Below are 14539 nucleotides of genomic sequence, written 5' to 3'. Positions count from 1 at the left end.
GGAATGCCATTTTACAGCAAAAAAACCGCAAAATTCCGTACAATTAAATTTACACTCTTCTATATATGAATCCGCTATGCTTTAAAAAAACGGGGAGAACAGGCAATGAAGCAACTCATCTGTACCTTATTTGTATTATTTCTCAGCGGATGTCAGATAGATCCCTATGCTTTTACTCCTACCTGGACAGGTACCGACTGGTTTGATGCCGGGATACAGGATGCCATTTCAGGCCATGTCGTTAAAGATAACGAGACACTTGCCGACAACTACAATGACCCAGAGGTCGATCGTGCCCAATATCTTAAGGGGTACGCCGAAGGACAAAGGAAAACCTGTCAGCAGGACTTTGTTTACGCGAGAGGATTGACCGGCAAAACCTTCCCCGCCAGTTGTGACACGGTAGACAATGTCAGTCGGTTACATGAGGCATGGCAAAAAGGAGCAAACGAAGGAGCGGCCTCAACAAGGTTAAATTAAACAAGAGCTTAAATTTTATAAATTAATGAGATTTAACTTAAATACTCAATACGCTCATTCCAGGAATAATGACGCCCTGGGAAAATAATGTTATTTTGTTGCAAACAATCTTGAATGTATATCGACGCAATACGGCAAACGCTGGTAGGTACCTATTCATGAGCTTTTCTTACCGACTCATACTTCTACTGGCACTGCTTCTGACCGGATTACCTCTGTACGCTCACAGCGTCACGGAAGAGGCAAAATCTGTGCGCTCTATGGTTTCCGGTATCGTCAGTTATACACGCTGGCCAGCACTTTCAGGGCCACCAAAACTGTGTATATTCTCTTCTTCGCGCTTTTCCAGCGTGCTGGAAGATACCCGAGCAGGAGCACTACCCTATCTTCCTGTCATCATTCATACGGAACAAGAAGTTTTAGTTGCGCAGTGTGATGGTTTTTATTTTGGAAAAGAAAGCCCCACATATCAGGCTGAACTAAAGAATAAATATCCTACTAAGGCATTGTTATTAATTGCCGAACAGAATCCCGAATGCGTTATTGGCAGCGCTTTTTGCCTCATAATTAAAGATGAAGACGTGAGATTTTCCGTAAATATGGATTCCCTGTCACGCAGCGGTGTAAGGGTGAGTCCAGACGTATTGATGCTTGCGCGGAATAAAAAGCATGAATAAGGGTCCTTCTCCCATAAAACGCCCAACGTTCAAGCGGACGCTGCGGCGTATCAGCATCGTCAGCGTACTGGTAACCATGACGCTGATTTGGCTGCTGCTTAGCATTTCGTCTGTGCTGGCTTTGAAGCAATACGCACAAAAGAACCTGGATCTCACAGCAGCAACCATGACCCGCACGCTCGAAGCAGCATTAGTCTTTTCGGATAGCGTTGCAGCGTCGGAAACGCTGGCGGCACTGGGACAGCAAGGGCAATTTTCAGTTGCAGAAGTCCGCAATCAAAAGCAGAAAGTGATCGCCACCTGGCGCTATGACGCGCAGGATACTACTGACAAAATCAGCGGTATCATCAGCCACTGGCTATTCCCGCAACCGGTAACTCAGCCCATTTTGCACAATGGCGACGTTATTGGTGAAGTGCGCCTGATTGCTCGCGACAGCGTTATTAGCCATTTCATTTATTTGTCGCTGGCCGTTCTTACCGGATGCATTTTACTGGCATCGGGTATTGCATTAATGCTTACTCGTTATTTACACAATGGTGTCGTGGACGCCCTGCAAAATATTACTGAGGTGGTACATGATGTTCGTACCAATCGTAATTTCTCACGGCGCGTATCTGAAGAACGGATTGAAGAATTTCATCTGTTTGCGCAGGACTTTAATAGCCTGCTGGATGAGATGGAAGAGTGGCAACTACGTCTCCAGGCAAAGAATGCCCAACTGTTGCGTACCGCGCTACATGACCCTTTGACTGGTCTTGCGAACCGTGCCGCATTTCGTAGCAGTATTAACGCACTGATGAACGACGACGCGGCCCACAGCAGCTCTGCGTTGTTATTCCTTGATGGCGATAATTTTAAATTTATTAATGATACCTGGGGACACGCTGCGGGCGATCGAGTCCTGATTGAAGTCGCAAAAAGGCTGGCCGAATTTGGTGGTAATCGGCATCACCCATACCGACTTGGCGGCGATGAATTTGCCATGGTGCTTTACAGCGTCCATTCTGAATACGAAGTTCAACGTATCTGCACGGCGTTGTCGCAAGAGTTTAATCGACCTTTTGACCTGCATAACGGTCATCTGGCAAGCATGACACTCAGTATTGGTTTTGCGCTGACGTGGGAACATGCCTCTGCCGAGAAATTACAAGAACTTGCCGATCACAATATGTATCAGGCTAAAAATTTGCGCGCTGAGCGCATTATTAAAAAATAAGGAATTACACACATGCTAAAACGTTTATTATCCCCGTTTATTCTCATCATGCTGATTCTGGCCGGTTGTCAGGCACCTCAGGGGAAATTTACCCCAGAGCAAATTGCAGCGATGAAATCGTACGGATTCACTGAAGCTTCAGGAGACTGGTCGCTGGGTTTGTCTGACACTATCCTGTTTGACAAAAACGACTATAAACTCCGCCCTGAAAGTGAAAAGCAAATCCAGGAAATGGCGTCCAAACTGGCTGCTACCGGGTTAAACCATGCTCGTCTGGATGGTCACACCGATAACTATGGTGAGGACAGCTACAACGAAGCTCTGTCACTCAAACGCGCCAATGTGGTTGCAGACGCCTGGGCTCAGGGTGCCAATATTCCACGTACTAACCTGACAACCCAAGGGCTCGGGAAGAAATACCCGCTTGCCAGCAACCAGACTTCAAAAGGCCGTGCCGAAAACCGCCGCGTTGCAGTCGTGATCTCGACACCGTAATCAATATCCAACTGGCTGCGCGTCGCGCAGTCATCTAATAAAAAAACAAAAAATAAAGGTCGGAATAAAAAAAGGGCCAGCCTTTCGGCCAGCCCTTTTCTAACAGGATGTCGCTTGCGCGAATCTTAGTTAAGACGCTCTTTGATACGAGCAGACTTACCAGTACGCTCACGCAGGTAGTACAGTTTAGCTTTACGAACAGCACCACGACGTTTAACAGCAATGCTGTCAACTACCGGAGAGTGAGTCTGGAAGACACGCTCAACGCCTTCGCCGTTGGAAATTTTACGAACAGTGAATGCAGAGTGCAGACCGCGGTTACGAATAGCGATAACCACGCCCTCGAATGCCTGCAGACGTTTTTTGGAACCTTCAACAACCCATACTTTCACTTCCACGGTATCACCCGGACGGAAGGAAGGTACGTCCTGCTTCATCTGTTCTTGTTCAAGTTGCTTAATAATGTTGCTCATAATTTAATCTCTTATCCTGGGTAAACTGATATTGGGGGTCTCAGACCAGCCCATCATGTTTATGTTGCTGTTGTGCGTGTTCCTTTTTGAACTCCGCCAGCAACCTTGCTTGCTCTTCAGTCAGAGCCAGGTTTTCCAGAAGTTCAGGTCTTCTAAGCCAGGTCCGGCCCAGCGACTGTTTCAAACGCCAGCGACGTATCTCAGCGTGGTTTCCCGACAGTAATACCGCCGGTACCTCCATCTGCTCTAACACTTCAGGTCGGGTATAGTGTGGACAGTCCAGCAACCCGTCAGCAAACGAATCTTCGATTGCTGATGCTTCATGACCCAGAACGCCCGGAATAAACCGGGAAACGGAATCGATCAGCGTCATTGCCGGTAACTCACCACCGCTGAGGACGTAATCGCCGATTGACCATTCTTCGTCAATTTCGGTTTGAATCACGCGCTCATCTATTCCTTCATAGCGACCGCACACCAGAATCAACTTTTGATTCGTTGCCAGTTCGCTAACGCCCGCCTGATCAAGCTTGCGTCCCTGAGGTGACAGATAAATCACCTTTGCGCCTTCACCAGCCGCAGCTTTTGCTGCATGAATGGCATCCCGTAAAGGTTGCACCATCATTAACATCCCCGGTCCGCCGCCGTAAGGACGATCGTCCACGGTACGGTGCCGGTCATGCGTAAAGTCACGAGGACTCCAGCTCTGGATGTTCAGCAGGCCATTTTTTACTGCCCGGCCAGTTACCCCGTAATCGGTAATTGCACGGAACATTTCTGGAAACAGGCTAACGATACCTATAAACACAAGCCAATCCCCATAACGCCGACTTTTACCGTTTATCCGGTGGTTTAAAAACCAGGATCCCAATCTACTTCAATAGTACGAGTAGCGAGATCGACTTTCTTGATAACCTGCCCATCGAGGAACGGCACAAGACGTTCCTTGATACCAAACGCATCTTTCAGGTTTGCCTTGATGACGATAACGTCATTCGAACCGGTTTCCATCATATCGACGACTTTACCGAGATCGTAGCCCTCAGTGGTCACTACCTGGCAGCCCATAAGGTCTTTCCAGTAGTAGGAACCATCTTCCAGCGCTGGCAACTGCGAGGAATCCACGACAATTTCACAATTAGTCAGTAGATTCGCCGAATCACGATCGTCAACGCCTTTCAGCTTGATGATCAGATCCTGATTGTGGTGCTTCCAGCTTTCCAGCTGTACTTGCTGCCACTGACCCGCCTTCTGGATAAACCAGGGCTGATAGTCAAAAATGCTTTCGGCGTCTTCAGTGGAAGAAAACACTCTGAGCCAACCACGGATACCGTAAGAAGACCCCATTTTCCCCAAAACAATGGGTTCCACAGGAGCCTGTGCGGCGAGTTGCTTGCTCATCATGACCACCGTGACAGATTAAGCTGCTTTGTTTGCTGCTTTGATCAGCGTAGCTACGCGATCAGAAATAGTCGCGCCCTGGCCAACCCAGTGAGCGATGCGATCCAGATCCAGGCGAGTGCCTTCTTCTTTTTCGCTAGCGATTGGGTTAAAGAAGCCAACGCGCTCGATGAAGCGACCGTTGCGTGCATTACGGCTGTCGGTAACAACAACCTGGTAGAACGGACGCTTTTTAGCGCCGTGACGAGCTAAACGAATAGTAACCATAACATCCTCTTGTGTGAATAAAACACCGGGCCCCATCGAGGGAAGGGACCCGGTGTCATATTAAAAGCCCGAAAATTTTACTGATTTCTGGGGAAAATGCAATCAGCAGTTGATAACTCTGCTATAAAAGGTCGTCGGCGGTGCCGTCAGTTCGGTACCGGCGTGCGCGCAGCCACCGGAGCGTACACGCAGTACGTGAGGATGGCGAGCACACCCCGGTGCCGAAATGGCAAACAAGCCAGGCCTATTAGCGACCAGGAAAACCGGGCGGCATCATCCCCTTCATACCACGCATCATCTTCGCCATACCGCCCTTCTTCATTTTCTTCATCATGCGCTGCATGTCGTCGAACTGTTTCAGAAGACGGTTAACGTCCTGTACCTGCATCCCGCAGCCCAGTGCGATACGACGTTTGCGGGAGCCTTTGATGATTTCCGGCTTAGCGCGTTCTTTCATCGTCATCGAGTTGATGATGGCTTCCATACGCACCAGCACTTTATCGTCCATCTGCGATTTCACGTTGTCAGGGATTTGCCCCATGCCCGGCAGCTTGCCCATCAGGCTGGCCATGCCGCCCATGTTTTTCATCTGCTTAAGCTGTTCAAGGAAATCGTTCAGATCGAAGCCGTCGCCTTTTTTCAGCTTGCTGGCTAATTTCTCTGCCTGTGCACGGTCAACTTTGCTTTCGATATCTTCGATCAGCGACAGCACATCACCCATGCCGAGAATACGTGAGGCAATCCTGTCCGGGTGGAACGGCTCCAGCGCTTCCGTTTTCTCACCAACACCGAGGAACTTAATCGGCTTACCGGTGATATGACGAATAGACAATGCTGCACCGCCACGGGCGTCACCGTCGACTTTAGTCAGTACCACACCGGTCAGCGGCAGTGCTTCGTTAAACGCTTTCGCAGTATTCGCAGCATCCTGACCGGTCATGGCATCGACAACAAACAGCGTTTCTACCGGATTGATAGACGCGTGGACCTGTTTGATTTCGTCCATCATCGCTTCATCAACGTGCAGACGACCGGCGGTATCCACCAGTAGCACGTCGTAGAATTTGAGCTTAGCTTCTTTCAGCGCGGCATTAACGATATCAATCGGCTTCTGACCGACGTCAGAAGGGAAGAAGTCCACACCGACCTGTTCGGCCAACGTTTCCAACTGTTTGATCGCCGCCGGGCGATAGACGTCCGCAGAAACCACCAGTACTTTCTTCTTGTGCTTCTCGCGCAGGAATTTACCCAGCTTACCGACGCTCGTGGTTTTACCCGCACCCTGCAGGCCCGCCATCAGCACCACGGCCGGTGGCTGTGCCGCCAGGTTTAGCGTCTGGTTCTCTTCGCCCATCGCCGAAACCAGTTCGCTACGAACGATTTTGACGAACTCCTGACCCGGGGTCAGGCTCTTGTTAACTTCGTGACCAACCGCTTTCTCTTTTACGCGATTGATAAACTCACGCACTACCGGCAGCGCTACGTCAGCCTCCAGCAGCGCCATGCGCACTTCGCGCAGCGTCTCTTTAACGTTGTCTTCAGTAAGGCGTCCACGGCCACTGATATTGCGCAGCGTGCGCGACAAACGATCGGTTAAATTATCAAACATTGTCTCTCGCCTGGGGTGGAAACGGTCGGTCGCAACAGCGACACATCAACAGAAATTTGTCGCAGTATAACATGAAGCCGCCTTTGTTGTTATGCAACGGTTGGAGCAGCGGTCACGTAACGCTATACTGCTTTTCTTTATTACTGGCCAACTGTCGACACCCATATGCCCGTTTTTGCTCTGTTAGCCCTTGTCGCCTATTCCATCAGCCTTGCGCTGATCGTTCCCGCCCTGCTGCAAAAAAACAGCGGCTGGCGGCGTATGGCTATTCTTTCTGCGGTTATCGCGCTGGTCTGTCACGCGTTTGCCCTGGAAGCACGTATTCTGCCAGGTGGTGAAAGCGGGCAAAACCTGAGCCTGTTGAACGTCGGTTCTCTGGTTAGCCTGATGATCTGTACCGTCATGACCATTGTGGCCTCGCGTAACCGCGGCTGGCTATTGCTACCGATCGTCTATGCGTTTGCATTAATCAATCTGGCATGCGCTACGTTTATGCCCAACGAATACATCACCCACCTTGAAGCCACACCGGGCATGATGATTCACATCGGGCTATCGCTCTTATCCTATGCCACCTTGATTATTGCCGCGCTGTATGCGCTGCAGTTGGCATGGATCGATTATCAGCTCAAAAATAAAAGACTGGCGTTCAACAATGAAATGCCGCCATTGATGAGCATTGAGCGCAAAATGTTTCATATCACCCAGATAGGCGTGGTTCTGCTGACGCTGACGCTGTGTACTGGCCTGTTTTATATGCACAACCTGTTCAGCACAGAAAATATTGATAAAGCCGTTCTGTCTATTGTGGCATGGTTTGTCTATATCGTTCTGCTGTGGGGACATTACCATGAAGGCTGGCGCGGACGTCGTGTCGTCTGGTTTAACGTCGCAGGCGCAGGCATTCTGACGCTGGCCTATTTCGGTAGCCGCATCCTGCAGCAGTTTGTGAGTTAAGTCTTTTAAGGAACCTACGTGGAACACATCTCCACCACCACGCTTATTGTTACGCTTCTCATCATGGTGGTTATTTCCGCCTATTTTTCCGGTTCCGAAACCGGAATGATGACCCTGAACCGCTACCGTCTGCGACACCGGGCAAAACAGGGAAATCGTCAGGCAAAACGCGTTGAGAAATTACTCCGTAAGCCTGACCGTCTGATAAGCCTGGTCCTCATTGGCAACAACCTGGTGAATATACTGGCCTCCGCGCTCGGTACCATTGTCGGTATGCGCCTGTATGGCGATGCGGGCGTCGCTATTGCCACCGGGGTATTGACGTTTGTGGTGCTGGTTTTTGCGGAAGTGCTGCCAAAAACCATCGCCGCGCTGTATCCGGAAAAAGTCGCCTATCCAAGCAGCGTCCTGCTGGCCCCGCTGCAGATTCTGATGATGCCGCTTGTCTGGTTACTGAATACCATCACGCGTCTGCTGATGCGTATGATGGGCATCAAAACGGATATCGTGGTGAGCGGTTCGCTGAGTAAAGATGAACTACGAACGCTGGTGAATGAATCGCGCTCGCAAATCTCTCGCCGTAACCAGGATATGCTGCTGTCAGTGCTGGATCTGGAAAAAGTCAGCGTCGATGACATCATGATCCCGCGTAATGAAATTATCGGCATTGATATTAACGATGACTGGAAATCAATCGTGCGTCAGCTTTCGCACTCTCCGCACGGTCGTATTGTGCTGTATCGTGACTCGCTGGACGACGCTATCAGTATGCTACGCGTCCGTGAAGCGTGGCGACTCATGGCCGAGAAAAAGGAGTTCACCAAAGAGACCATGCTACGCGCCGCCGACGAGATCTACTTTGTCCCGGAAGGTACCCCACTCAGCACTCAGTTGATCAAATTTCAGCGTAATAAGAAGAAGGTCGGCCTGGTGGTCAACGAATATGGCGATATTCAGGGGTTGGTCACCGTTGAAGATATTCTGGAGGAGATTGTCGGTGACTTCACCACGTCAATGTCCCCGACGCTTGCCGAAGAAGTCACGCCCCAGAATGACGGCTCAGTGATTATTGATGGCAGCGCCAACGTTCGTGAAATCAATAAGGCGTTTAACTGGCATTTGCCGGAAGATGATGCGCGAACGGTAAACGGAATAATTCTTGAAGCACTGGAAGAGATCCCCGTTGCCGGCACGCGAGTGCGCATTGGTCAGTACGATATCGATATTCTCGACGTACAGGACAATATGATTAAGCAGGTACAGGTATTGCCGGTCAAACCACTTCGCGAGAGCGTATCTGACCAGTGAGGATAATCCAGACCGGGTAACGCATCAGCACTACCCGGTCTGAAGCTGATTAGCTTTTTGCTTTCGCCACAGACACCATTGCGGCGCGAATGGTACGTCCGTTCAGGGTATAACCTTTCTGCATGACCATCAGCACATTACCGGCAGCAACTTCATCAGACTCAACCATGGCAATCGCCTGGTGCACGTTCGGGTCCATCGGCACATCAATATCCGCAACCACCTGCACGCCAAACTTCGCCACGACATCCAGCATCGACTTGCGGGTCAGCTCAATACCCTCAACCATCGCCGCCATCGCGTCATTATCTTTGTCCGCCACTTCCAGCGCGCGGTCCAGGCTATCCAGCACCGGCAGCAGTTCGTTGACGAATTTTTCCAGCGCGAACTTATGCGCTTTTTCTACGTCCAGTTCGGTACGACGACGCAGGTTTTCCATTTCCGCTTTGATACGCAACACGCTGTCGCGCTCGCGAGTTTCGGCTTCAGCAAGCTGAGCTTCCAGATTCGCAATTTTTTCATCGCGCGGATCCACCTGCTCAGCAGAAGCGTCTGATTCAACCGCCTCAACTTCTTCGTGCTGATCCATGATAATTTCTTCCGGGGCTTGCCCCTCAGGCGTTTTCTGTTCTTTACTACTCATGAATTTCTCCGCGTTTTTTTCGCATTCATCTCGCTAACCTGGATTATTATGGGGATAAGATTCAGGGTTTCAAGGGAAGTACTCACATTGTCACTAATCTTCATTACAAGGACCTCGAGAAAATGAACAAACATTTCAAGTGTATTGGCATTGTGGGGCATCCACGTCACCCCACTGCACTGACCACACATGAAATGCTCTACCGCTGGCTGTGCGTCAAAGGTTATGAGGTTATCGTTGAGCAACAAATCGCCCACGAGCTGCAGTTGAAAAATGTGAAAACCGGTACGCTCGCAGAAATTGGTCAGCAGGCAGACCTCGCCGTGGTAGTCGGCGGCGATGGTAATATGCTGGGAGCTGCACGCACCCTGGCACGTTATGACATCAAAGTTATCGGGATTAACCGCGGCAATCTCGGTTTCCTGACCGATTTAGATCCGGACAATGCCCAACAGCAATTAGCTGACGTACTGGAAGGCCACTACATCAGCGAAAAGCGCTTTTTACTCGAAGCCCAGGTGTGCCAGCAGGATTGCCAGAAGCGCATTAGCACGGCCATCAATGAAGTTGTGCTGCACCCTGGTAAAGTGGCGCACATGATTGAATTTGAAGTCTATATCGATGAAATCTTTGCCTTCTCCCAGCGTTCAGACGGGCTAATCATCTCCACCCCGACCGGCTCTACCGCCTATTCGCTCTCTGCCGGAGGCCCGATTCTGACACCTTCTCTGGATGCTATTACGCTGGTACCGATGTTCCCGCATACGCTTTCCGCGCGACCGCTGGTGATCAACAGTAGCAGCACCATTCGCCTGCGCTTTTCTCATCGCCGCAACGATCTTGAGATCAGCTGTGACAGCCAGATCGCCCTGCCTATCCAGGAAGGTGAAGACGTATTGATTCGCCGCTGTGATTATCATCTGAACCTGATACACCCCAAAGATTACAGCTATTTCAATACATTAAGCACTAAATTAGGCTGGTCAAAAAAATTATTCTAATTTAACGCCAACCTCTTTACTGTATAAAAAACCAGTTTATACTGTATGCAATTACAGTTATGGTTTTTCATACAGGAAAACAGCTATGTTGGCACAACTGACCATCAGCAATTTTGCTATCGTTCGTGAACTTGAGATCGATTTTCAGAGCGGAATGACCGTTATTACCGGTGAGACCGGTGCGGGTAAGTCCATTGCCATTGATGCTCTCGGTTTATGCCTGGGCGGCAGAGCCGATGCCGACATGGTGCGTACAGATGCCACACGCGCCGATTTGTGTGCGCGTTTCTCTTTAAAAGACACCCCTGCGGCGCTACGCTGGCTGGAAGAAAACCAGCTTGAGGAAGGTCGTGAGTGTTTGCTGCGTCGCGTTATCAGCAGCGACGGCCGCACCCGAGGCTTTATTAACGGTACCGCCGTTCCGCTGTCGCAACTGCGCGAGCTGGGACAGTTGCTTATTCAAATCCACGGCCAGCACGCGCACCAACTCCTGACGAAATCTGAACACCAAAAATCGCTGCTTGATGGTTATGCCAATGAAGTGACCCTGACTCAGGAAATGGCCGCGCGCTACCGGCTTTGGCACCAAAGCTGCCGCGACCTGGCGCATCATCAGCAACAAAGCCAGGAACGTGCGGCCCGGGCGGAACTGTTGCAATATCAGTTAAAAGAGCTGAACGAATTCAACCCCCAGGCGGGCGAGTTTGAGCAAATTGATGAAGAGTACAAGCGCCTGGCTAACAGCGGGCAGTTGCTCACCACCAGCCAGCAAGCGCTGGCTATCATGGCAGACGGCGAAGACATTAACCTGCAAAGCCAGCTGTACACCGCAAAACAGCTGGTTAGTGAACTGGCGGGAATGGACGGTAAGCTCTCCGGTATTCTGGACATGCTGGAAGAGGCGACCATCCAGCTCAGTGAAGCCAGCGACGAGCTGCGCCACTATTGCGATCGTCTGGATTTAGACCCTAACCGCTTGTTCGAACTGGAACAGCGAATTTCTAAGCAAATCTCGCTGGCGCGTAAACATCATGTTGCCCCTGAAGTACTACCACAGTTCTATCAGTCATTGCTGGATGAACAACAGCAACTGGACGATCAGGCCGACTCACTCGAAACGTTAACCCTGGCGGTGAACAATCATCACCAGCAGGCGCTGGAAACGGCAAAAATGCTGCACCAGCAGCGCTGGCATTACGCTCAGGAATTGGGGAAACTCATCACAGAAAGTATGCATGCACTCTCAATGCCGCACGGTCTCTTTTGCATCGATGTGAAGTTTGATGAACACCATCTGGGCATGGACGGAGCCGATCGCGTGGAATTCAAAGTTACCACTAACCCGGGGCAGCCGTTACAACCCATTGCGAAAGTCGCTTCCGGCGGCGAGCTGTCGCGCATTGCGCTGGCTATTCAGGTTATTACCGCACGTAAAATGGAAACCCCGGCGCTGATTTTCGATGAAGTGGATGTCGGCATCAGCGGCCCGACGGCAGCGGTTGTGGGTAAACTACTGCGCCAGTTGGGTGAATCAACCCAGGTGATGTGCGTCACCCACCTGCCGCAGGTTGCTGGCTGCGGCCATCAGCATTTCTATGTCAGCAAAGAAACTGACGGTGCGATGACTGAAACACACATGCAGCCGCTTGATAAACGCGCTCGCCTGCAGGAATTAGCCCGCCTGCTTGGCGGTAGCGAAGTGACGCGCAATACCCTCGCAAATGCAAAAGAACTGCTGGCGGCATAAACTTTTTTACCTTGTGAAGGTCTGAGTTCAACATAAAATCGCCGACCGACCCGACAGCAAAAGGTTTTAAAGTGGTGAAAGGTCTATTATCATCGGCATATTACATATGAGCCGCGTACTGCTCGGGCCCGAAAAGGAATCAAATCACTATGCGCTGTAAAACGCTGACTGCTGCTGCAGCAGTACTACTGATGTTGACTGCAGGCTGTTCCACTCTGGAGCGAGTGGTTTACCGCCCTGACATCAACCAGGGAAACTATCTGACACCTACCGATGTCGCCAAAGTGCGTACAGGTATGACGCAACAGCAAGTTGCTTATGCACTGGGTACACCAATGATGTCCGATCCTTTTGGTACTAACACCTGGTTTTATGTGTTCCGTCAGCAGCCAGGGCATGAAGGCGTTACTCAGCAAACGCTGACGCTGACCTTTAACAGCAGCGGCGTATTGACCAACATTGATAACAAACCCGCTCTGACCGACAACAAGTAGGTCTAAAAGATCAAAAAAAGGTGCTCAATGAGCACCTTTTTTATTGTCTGTTATTTTTTAGCGGATTTCTCTGCTCGCTGCCTACGCAGTTCTTTCGGATCGGCAATCAGCGGCCGATAAATTTCCACCCGATCGCCGTCATGCAGAACATCAGCAAGCTTAACCGGACGGCTGTAGATGCCTACTTTATTTTTACTGAGATCGATATCGGTACGTAATTCCAGCAGCCCGGAAGCGCGGATAGCCTCTTCAACGGTTGCACCCTGCTGCAGCGTGACGCGCTGTAAATACTGTTTCTCGGGCAGCGCGTATGCTACTTCAACGACAATTTTAGCCGACGCTGACACTGTAAACCTCTTTTGCACGAACCGTGAAAGCCTGCACCATATTCGACGCCAGCTCTTTAAATATACGGCCAAATGCCAGTTCGATCAGTTTATTCGTGAACTCAAAATCAAGATGAAATTCAATGCGACACGCTTCCTGGCTCAGCGGCGTAAACTTCCAGCCGCCAATGAGTTTTTTGAACGGTCCATCGACCAGATGCATGAGGATGCTCTGGTTACTGGTCAGTTGATTACGTGTGGTGAACGTTTTGCTAATCCCTGCTTTAGAAACATCCACAGCCGCTGTCATCTGCCCCGGAGTCGACTCCAGGACACGGCTTCCGGTGCAACCCGGTAAAAACTGAGGATAGGATTTAACATCATTCACTAACTGATACATCTGTTCCGCACTGTAAGGTACTAAAGCGGTCCGGCTAATCTGAGGCATAACAATTTCCATCAATATCAATCGTGCAAATAATACCATTTATCATCCGCTAAAAAAAACGCTAAAGCCCAACTCGTGCTAAGATAGCGCCTTGCGCCCCGCTGGATGAAATGGGGTGTTTTTCAATTCCAGATTACCTATACTGAGCGGCATTATGACGAAGAAAAAAGCACACAAACCTGGCTCAGCCACAATCGCGCTCAACAAGCGCGCACGACACGAATACTTTATTGAAGAAGAGTTCGAAGCTGGGCTCGCATTACAAGGCTGGGAAGTCAAATCCCTGCGCGCAGGAAAGGCCAATATTGGCGATAGCTATGTCATTCTCAAAGACGGCGAAGCGTTCCTGTTTGGCGCCAACTTCACGCCGATGGCCGTTGCCTCAACGCACGTCGTGTGTGACCCTACTCGCACCCGTAAGCTTCTGTTAAACCAACGCGAACTTGACTCCTTATATGGACGCATGAATCGTGACGGTTACACCGTCGTGGCACTTTCGCTGTACTGGAAGAATGCCTGGTGCAAAGTCAAAATTGGCGTTGCAAAAGGGAAGAAACAGCACGACAAGCGTTCCGATGTAAAAGAACGTGAGTGGCAGTTGGACAAAGCTCGTATTATGAAAAATGCAGGCCGTTAAACACAATTTCCCTGTGACCAGTCTCTCCTCCTGAGGCTGGTTCTTATTTTTTAGTTATTGAAACCCACACAATACATTCACCAGATTTATAATTTATTTGTGCTGAATCGTTCAGGTATGAAATAAACCTCTCTAACGTTACCATAGCAGTCCATAGTCTAATAAAATAAAATCTCAAGACTATGTCGCTCATATTTTTCACTTATTTAATAACACTATTGTTACTGGTGTTTATTATATCAACGTGCATTTACAGTAAAACAAAGACATTAATATACAACAAGTTACAACAACATCAATTGTTAAAAGCATACTGAAAAGTATCTTTTTCAAATGACTAAGTATTTTTTAATATGG

General features: G+C 49.8%; 18 protein-coding genes. 10 read left to right on the top strand and 8 right to left on the bottom strand.

Annotated elements, in window-relative coordinates; genetic code table 11:
* Positions 1-105 precede the first annotated feature (105 nt).
* The 4 genes from I6L54_RS07625 to I6L54_RS07610 all read left to right on the top strand — a co-directional run bounded on the left by I6L54_RS07625 (position 106) and on the right by I6L54_RS07610 (position 2871).
* Positions 106-480 (top strand): DUF2799 domain-containing protein, encoded by a 375-nt coding sequence (locus I6L54_RS07625; RefSeq protein ID WP_040234070.1) that lies wholly within the window; start codon positions 106-108, stop codon positions 478-480.
* Between the two features lie 158 nt (positions 481-638).
* Positions 639-1157, top strand: coding sequence for a regulatory sequestration protein YfiR (yfiR, locus tag I6L54_RS07620; RefSeq protein ID WP_040234078.1), 519 nt, complete (start codon positions 639-641; stop codon positions 1155-1157).
* Positions 1150-2376 (top strand): diguanylate cyclase DgcN/YfiN, encoded by a 1227-nt coding sequence (gene dgcN, locus I6L54_RS07615; RefSeq protein ID WP_005130426.1) that lies wholly within the window; start codon positions 1150-1152, stop codon positions 2374-2376. The genes yfiR and dgcN overlap by 8 nt, the downstream gene beginning before the upstream one ends.
* A gap of 12 nt (positions 2377-2388) precedes the next feature.
* Positions 2389-2871 carry an OmpA family protein gene (locus I6L54_RS07610; protein ID WP_005130427.1) on the top strand — a complete coding sequence of 161 codons (483 nt, stop codon included), beginning with the start codon at positions 2389-2391 and terminating at the stop codon, positions 2869-2871.
* A 125-nt stretch (positions 2872-2996) separates the two neighbouring features.
* Here the strand turns inward: I6L54_RS07610 and rplS are convergent, their stop codons facing one another.
* The 5 genes from rplS to ffh all read right to left on the bottom strand — a co-directional run bounded on the left by rplS (position 2997) and on the right by ffh (position 6621).
* A complete protein-coding gene (gene rplS, locus I6L54_RS07605) occupies positions 2997-3344 on the bottom strand; it encodes a 50S ribosomal protein L19 (RefSeq protein WP_002914145.1) in 348 nt (115 codons plus the stop codon).
* Between the two features lie 40 nt (positions 3345-3384).
* Entirely contained in the window at positions 3385-4152 is a 768-nt protein-coding gene (gene trmD, locus I6L54_RS07600; protein ID WP_005130430.1) for a tRNA (guanosine(37)-N1)-methyltransferase TrmD, read from the bottom strand.
* A gap of 44 nt (positions 4153-4196) precedes the next feature.
* Positions 4197-4745, bottom strand: a complete 549-nt coding sequence (gene rimM, locus I6L54_RS07595) for a ribosome maturation factor RimM (protein ID WP_003031230.1) — start codon at positions 4743-4745, stop codon at positions 4197-4199.
* An 18-nt stretch (positions 4746-4763) separates the two neighbouring features.
* Positions 4764-5012 carry a 30S ribosomal protein S16 gene (rpsP, locus tag I6L54_RS07590; protein WP_003031228.1) on the bottom strand — a complete coding sequence of 83 codons (249 nt, stop codon included), beginning with the start codon at positions 5010-5012 and terminating at the stop codon, positions 4764-4766.
* Positions 5013-5259: 247 nt separating this feature from the next.
* Positions 5260-6621: a signal recognition particle protein gene (gene ffh / locus I6L54_RS07585; protein WP_005130432.1), complete on the bottom strand. Its 1362-nt coding sequence runs from the start codon at positions 6619-6621 to the stop codon at positions 5260-5262.
* Between the two features lie 165 nt (positions 6622-6786).
* Between ffh and I6L54_RS07580 the strand changes: the two genes are divergently transcribed.
* Both I6L54_RS07580 and I6L54_RS07575 read left to right on the top strand, forming a co-directional pair.
* Positions 6787-7578, top strand: coding sequence for a cytochrome C assembly family protein (locus tag I6L54_RS07580; protein ID WP_040234068.1), 792 nt, complete (start codon positions 6787-6789; stop codon positions 7576-7578).
* Positions 7579-7596: 18 nt separating this feature from the next.
* Positions 7597-8886 (top strand): HlyC/CorC family transporter, encoded by a 1290-nt coding sequence (locus I6L54_RS07575; protein ID WP_005130434.1) that lies wholly within the window; start codon positions 7597-7599, stop codon positions 8884-8886.
* Positions 8887-8935: 49 nt separating this feature from the next.
* On the opposite strand, the gene grpE is transcribed toward I6L54_RS07575, so the two are convergent.
* On the bottom strand, positions 8936-9529 hold the full coding sequence (gene grpE / locus I6L54_RS07570) for a nucleotide exchange factor GrpE (RefSeq protein WP_005130435.1): 594 nt from the start codon (positions 9527-9529) through the stop codon (positions 8936-8938).
* A 122-nt stretch (positions 9530-9651) separates the two neighbouring features.
* On the opposite strand from grpE, the gene nadK reads away from it, so the two are divergent.
* The 3 genes from nadK (at position 9652) to bamE (ending at position 12771) form a co-directional block, all read left to right on the top strand.
* On the top strand, positions 9652-10530 hold the full coding sequence (gene nadK, locus I6L54_RS07565; RefSeq protein WP_005130436.1) for an NAD(+) kinase: 879 nt from the start codon (positions 9652-9654) through the stop codon (positions 10528-10530).
* Between the two features lie 85 nt (positions 10531-10615).
* A complete protein-coding gene (gene recN, locus I6L54_RS07560) occupies positions 10616-12277 on the top strand; it encodes a DNA repair protein RecN (protein ID WP_040234065.1) in 1662 nt (553 codons plus the stop codon).
* 149 nt (positions 12278-12426) lie between these two features.
* Complete coding sequence (gene bamE / locus I6L54_RS07555) at positions 12427-12771, top strand: outer membrane protein assembly factor BamE (protein ID WP_003826401.1); 345 nt, start codon at positions 12427-12429, stop codon at positions 12769-12771.
* A gap of 50 nt (positions 12772-12821) precedes the next feature.
* Here bamE and I6L54_RS07550 read toward each other — a convergent pair whose 3' ends face one another.
* Positions 12822-13118 (bottom strand): RnfH family protein, encoded by a 297-nt coding sequence (locus I6L54_RS07550; RefSeq protein WP_003839823.1) that lies wholly within the window; start codon positions 13116-13118, stop codon positions 12822-12824.
* Positions 13102-13545: a type II toxin-antitoxin system toxin RatA gene (ratA, locus tag I6L54_RS07545; RefSeq protein ID WP_040234063.1), complete on the bottom strand. Its 444-nt coding sequence runs from the start codon at positions 13543-13545 to the stop codon at positions 13102-13104. The genes I6L54_RS07550 and ratA overlap by 17 nt, the downstream gene beginning before the upstream one ends.
* Before the next feature lie 154 nt (positions 13546-13699).
* On the opposite strand from ratA, the gene smpB reads away from it, so the two are divergent.
* Complete coding sequence (gene smpB / locus I6L54_RS07540) at positions 13700-14182, top strand: SsrA-binding protein SmpB (RefSeq protein ID WP_003031211.1); 483 nt, start codon at positions 13700-13702, stop codon at positions 14180-14182.
* Positions 14183-14539: the final 357 nt, after the last annotated feature.

This window comes from Citrobacter pasteurii (genome assembly GCF_019047765.1).
Lineage (GTDB): Bacteria > Pseudomonadota > Gammaproteobacteria > Enterobacterales > Enterobacteriaceae > Citrobacter > Citrobacter pasteurii.
The sequence above is the reverse complement of the archived record's forward strand: the minus strand, read 5'-3'. Positions and strand labels throughout refer to the sequence as shown.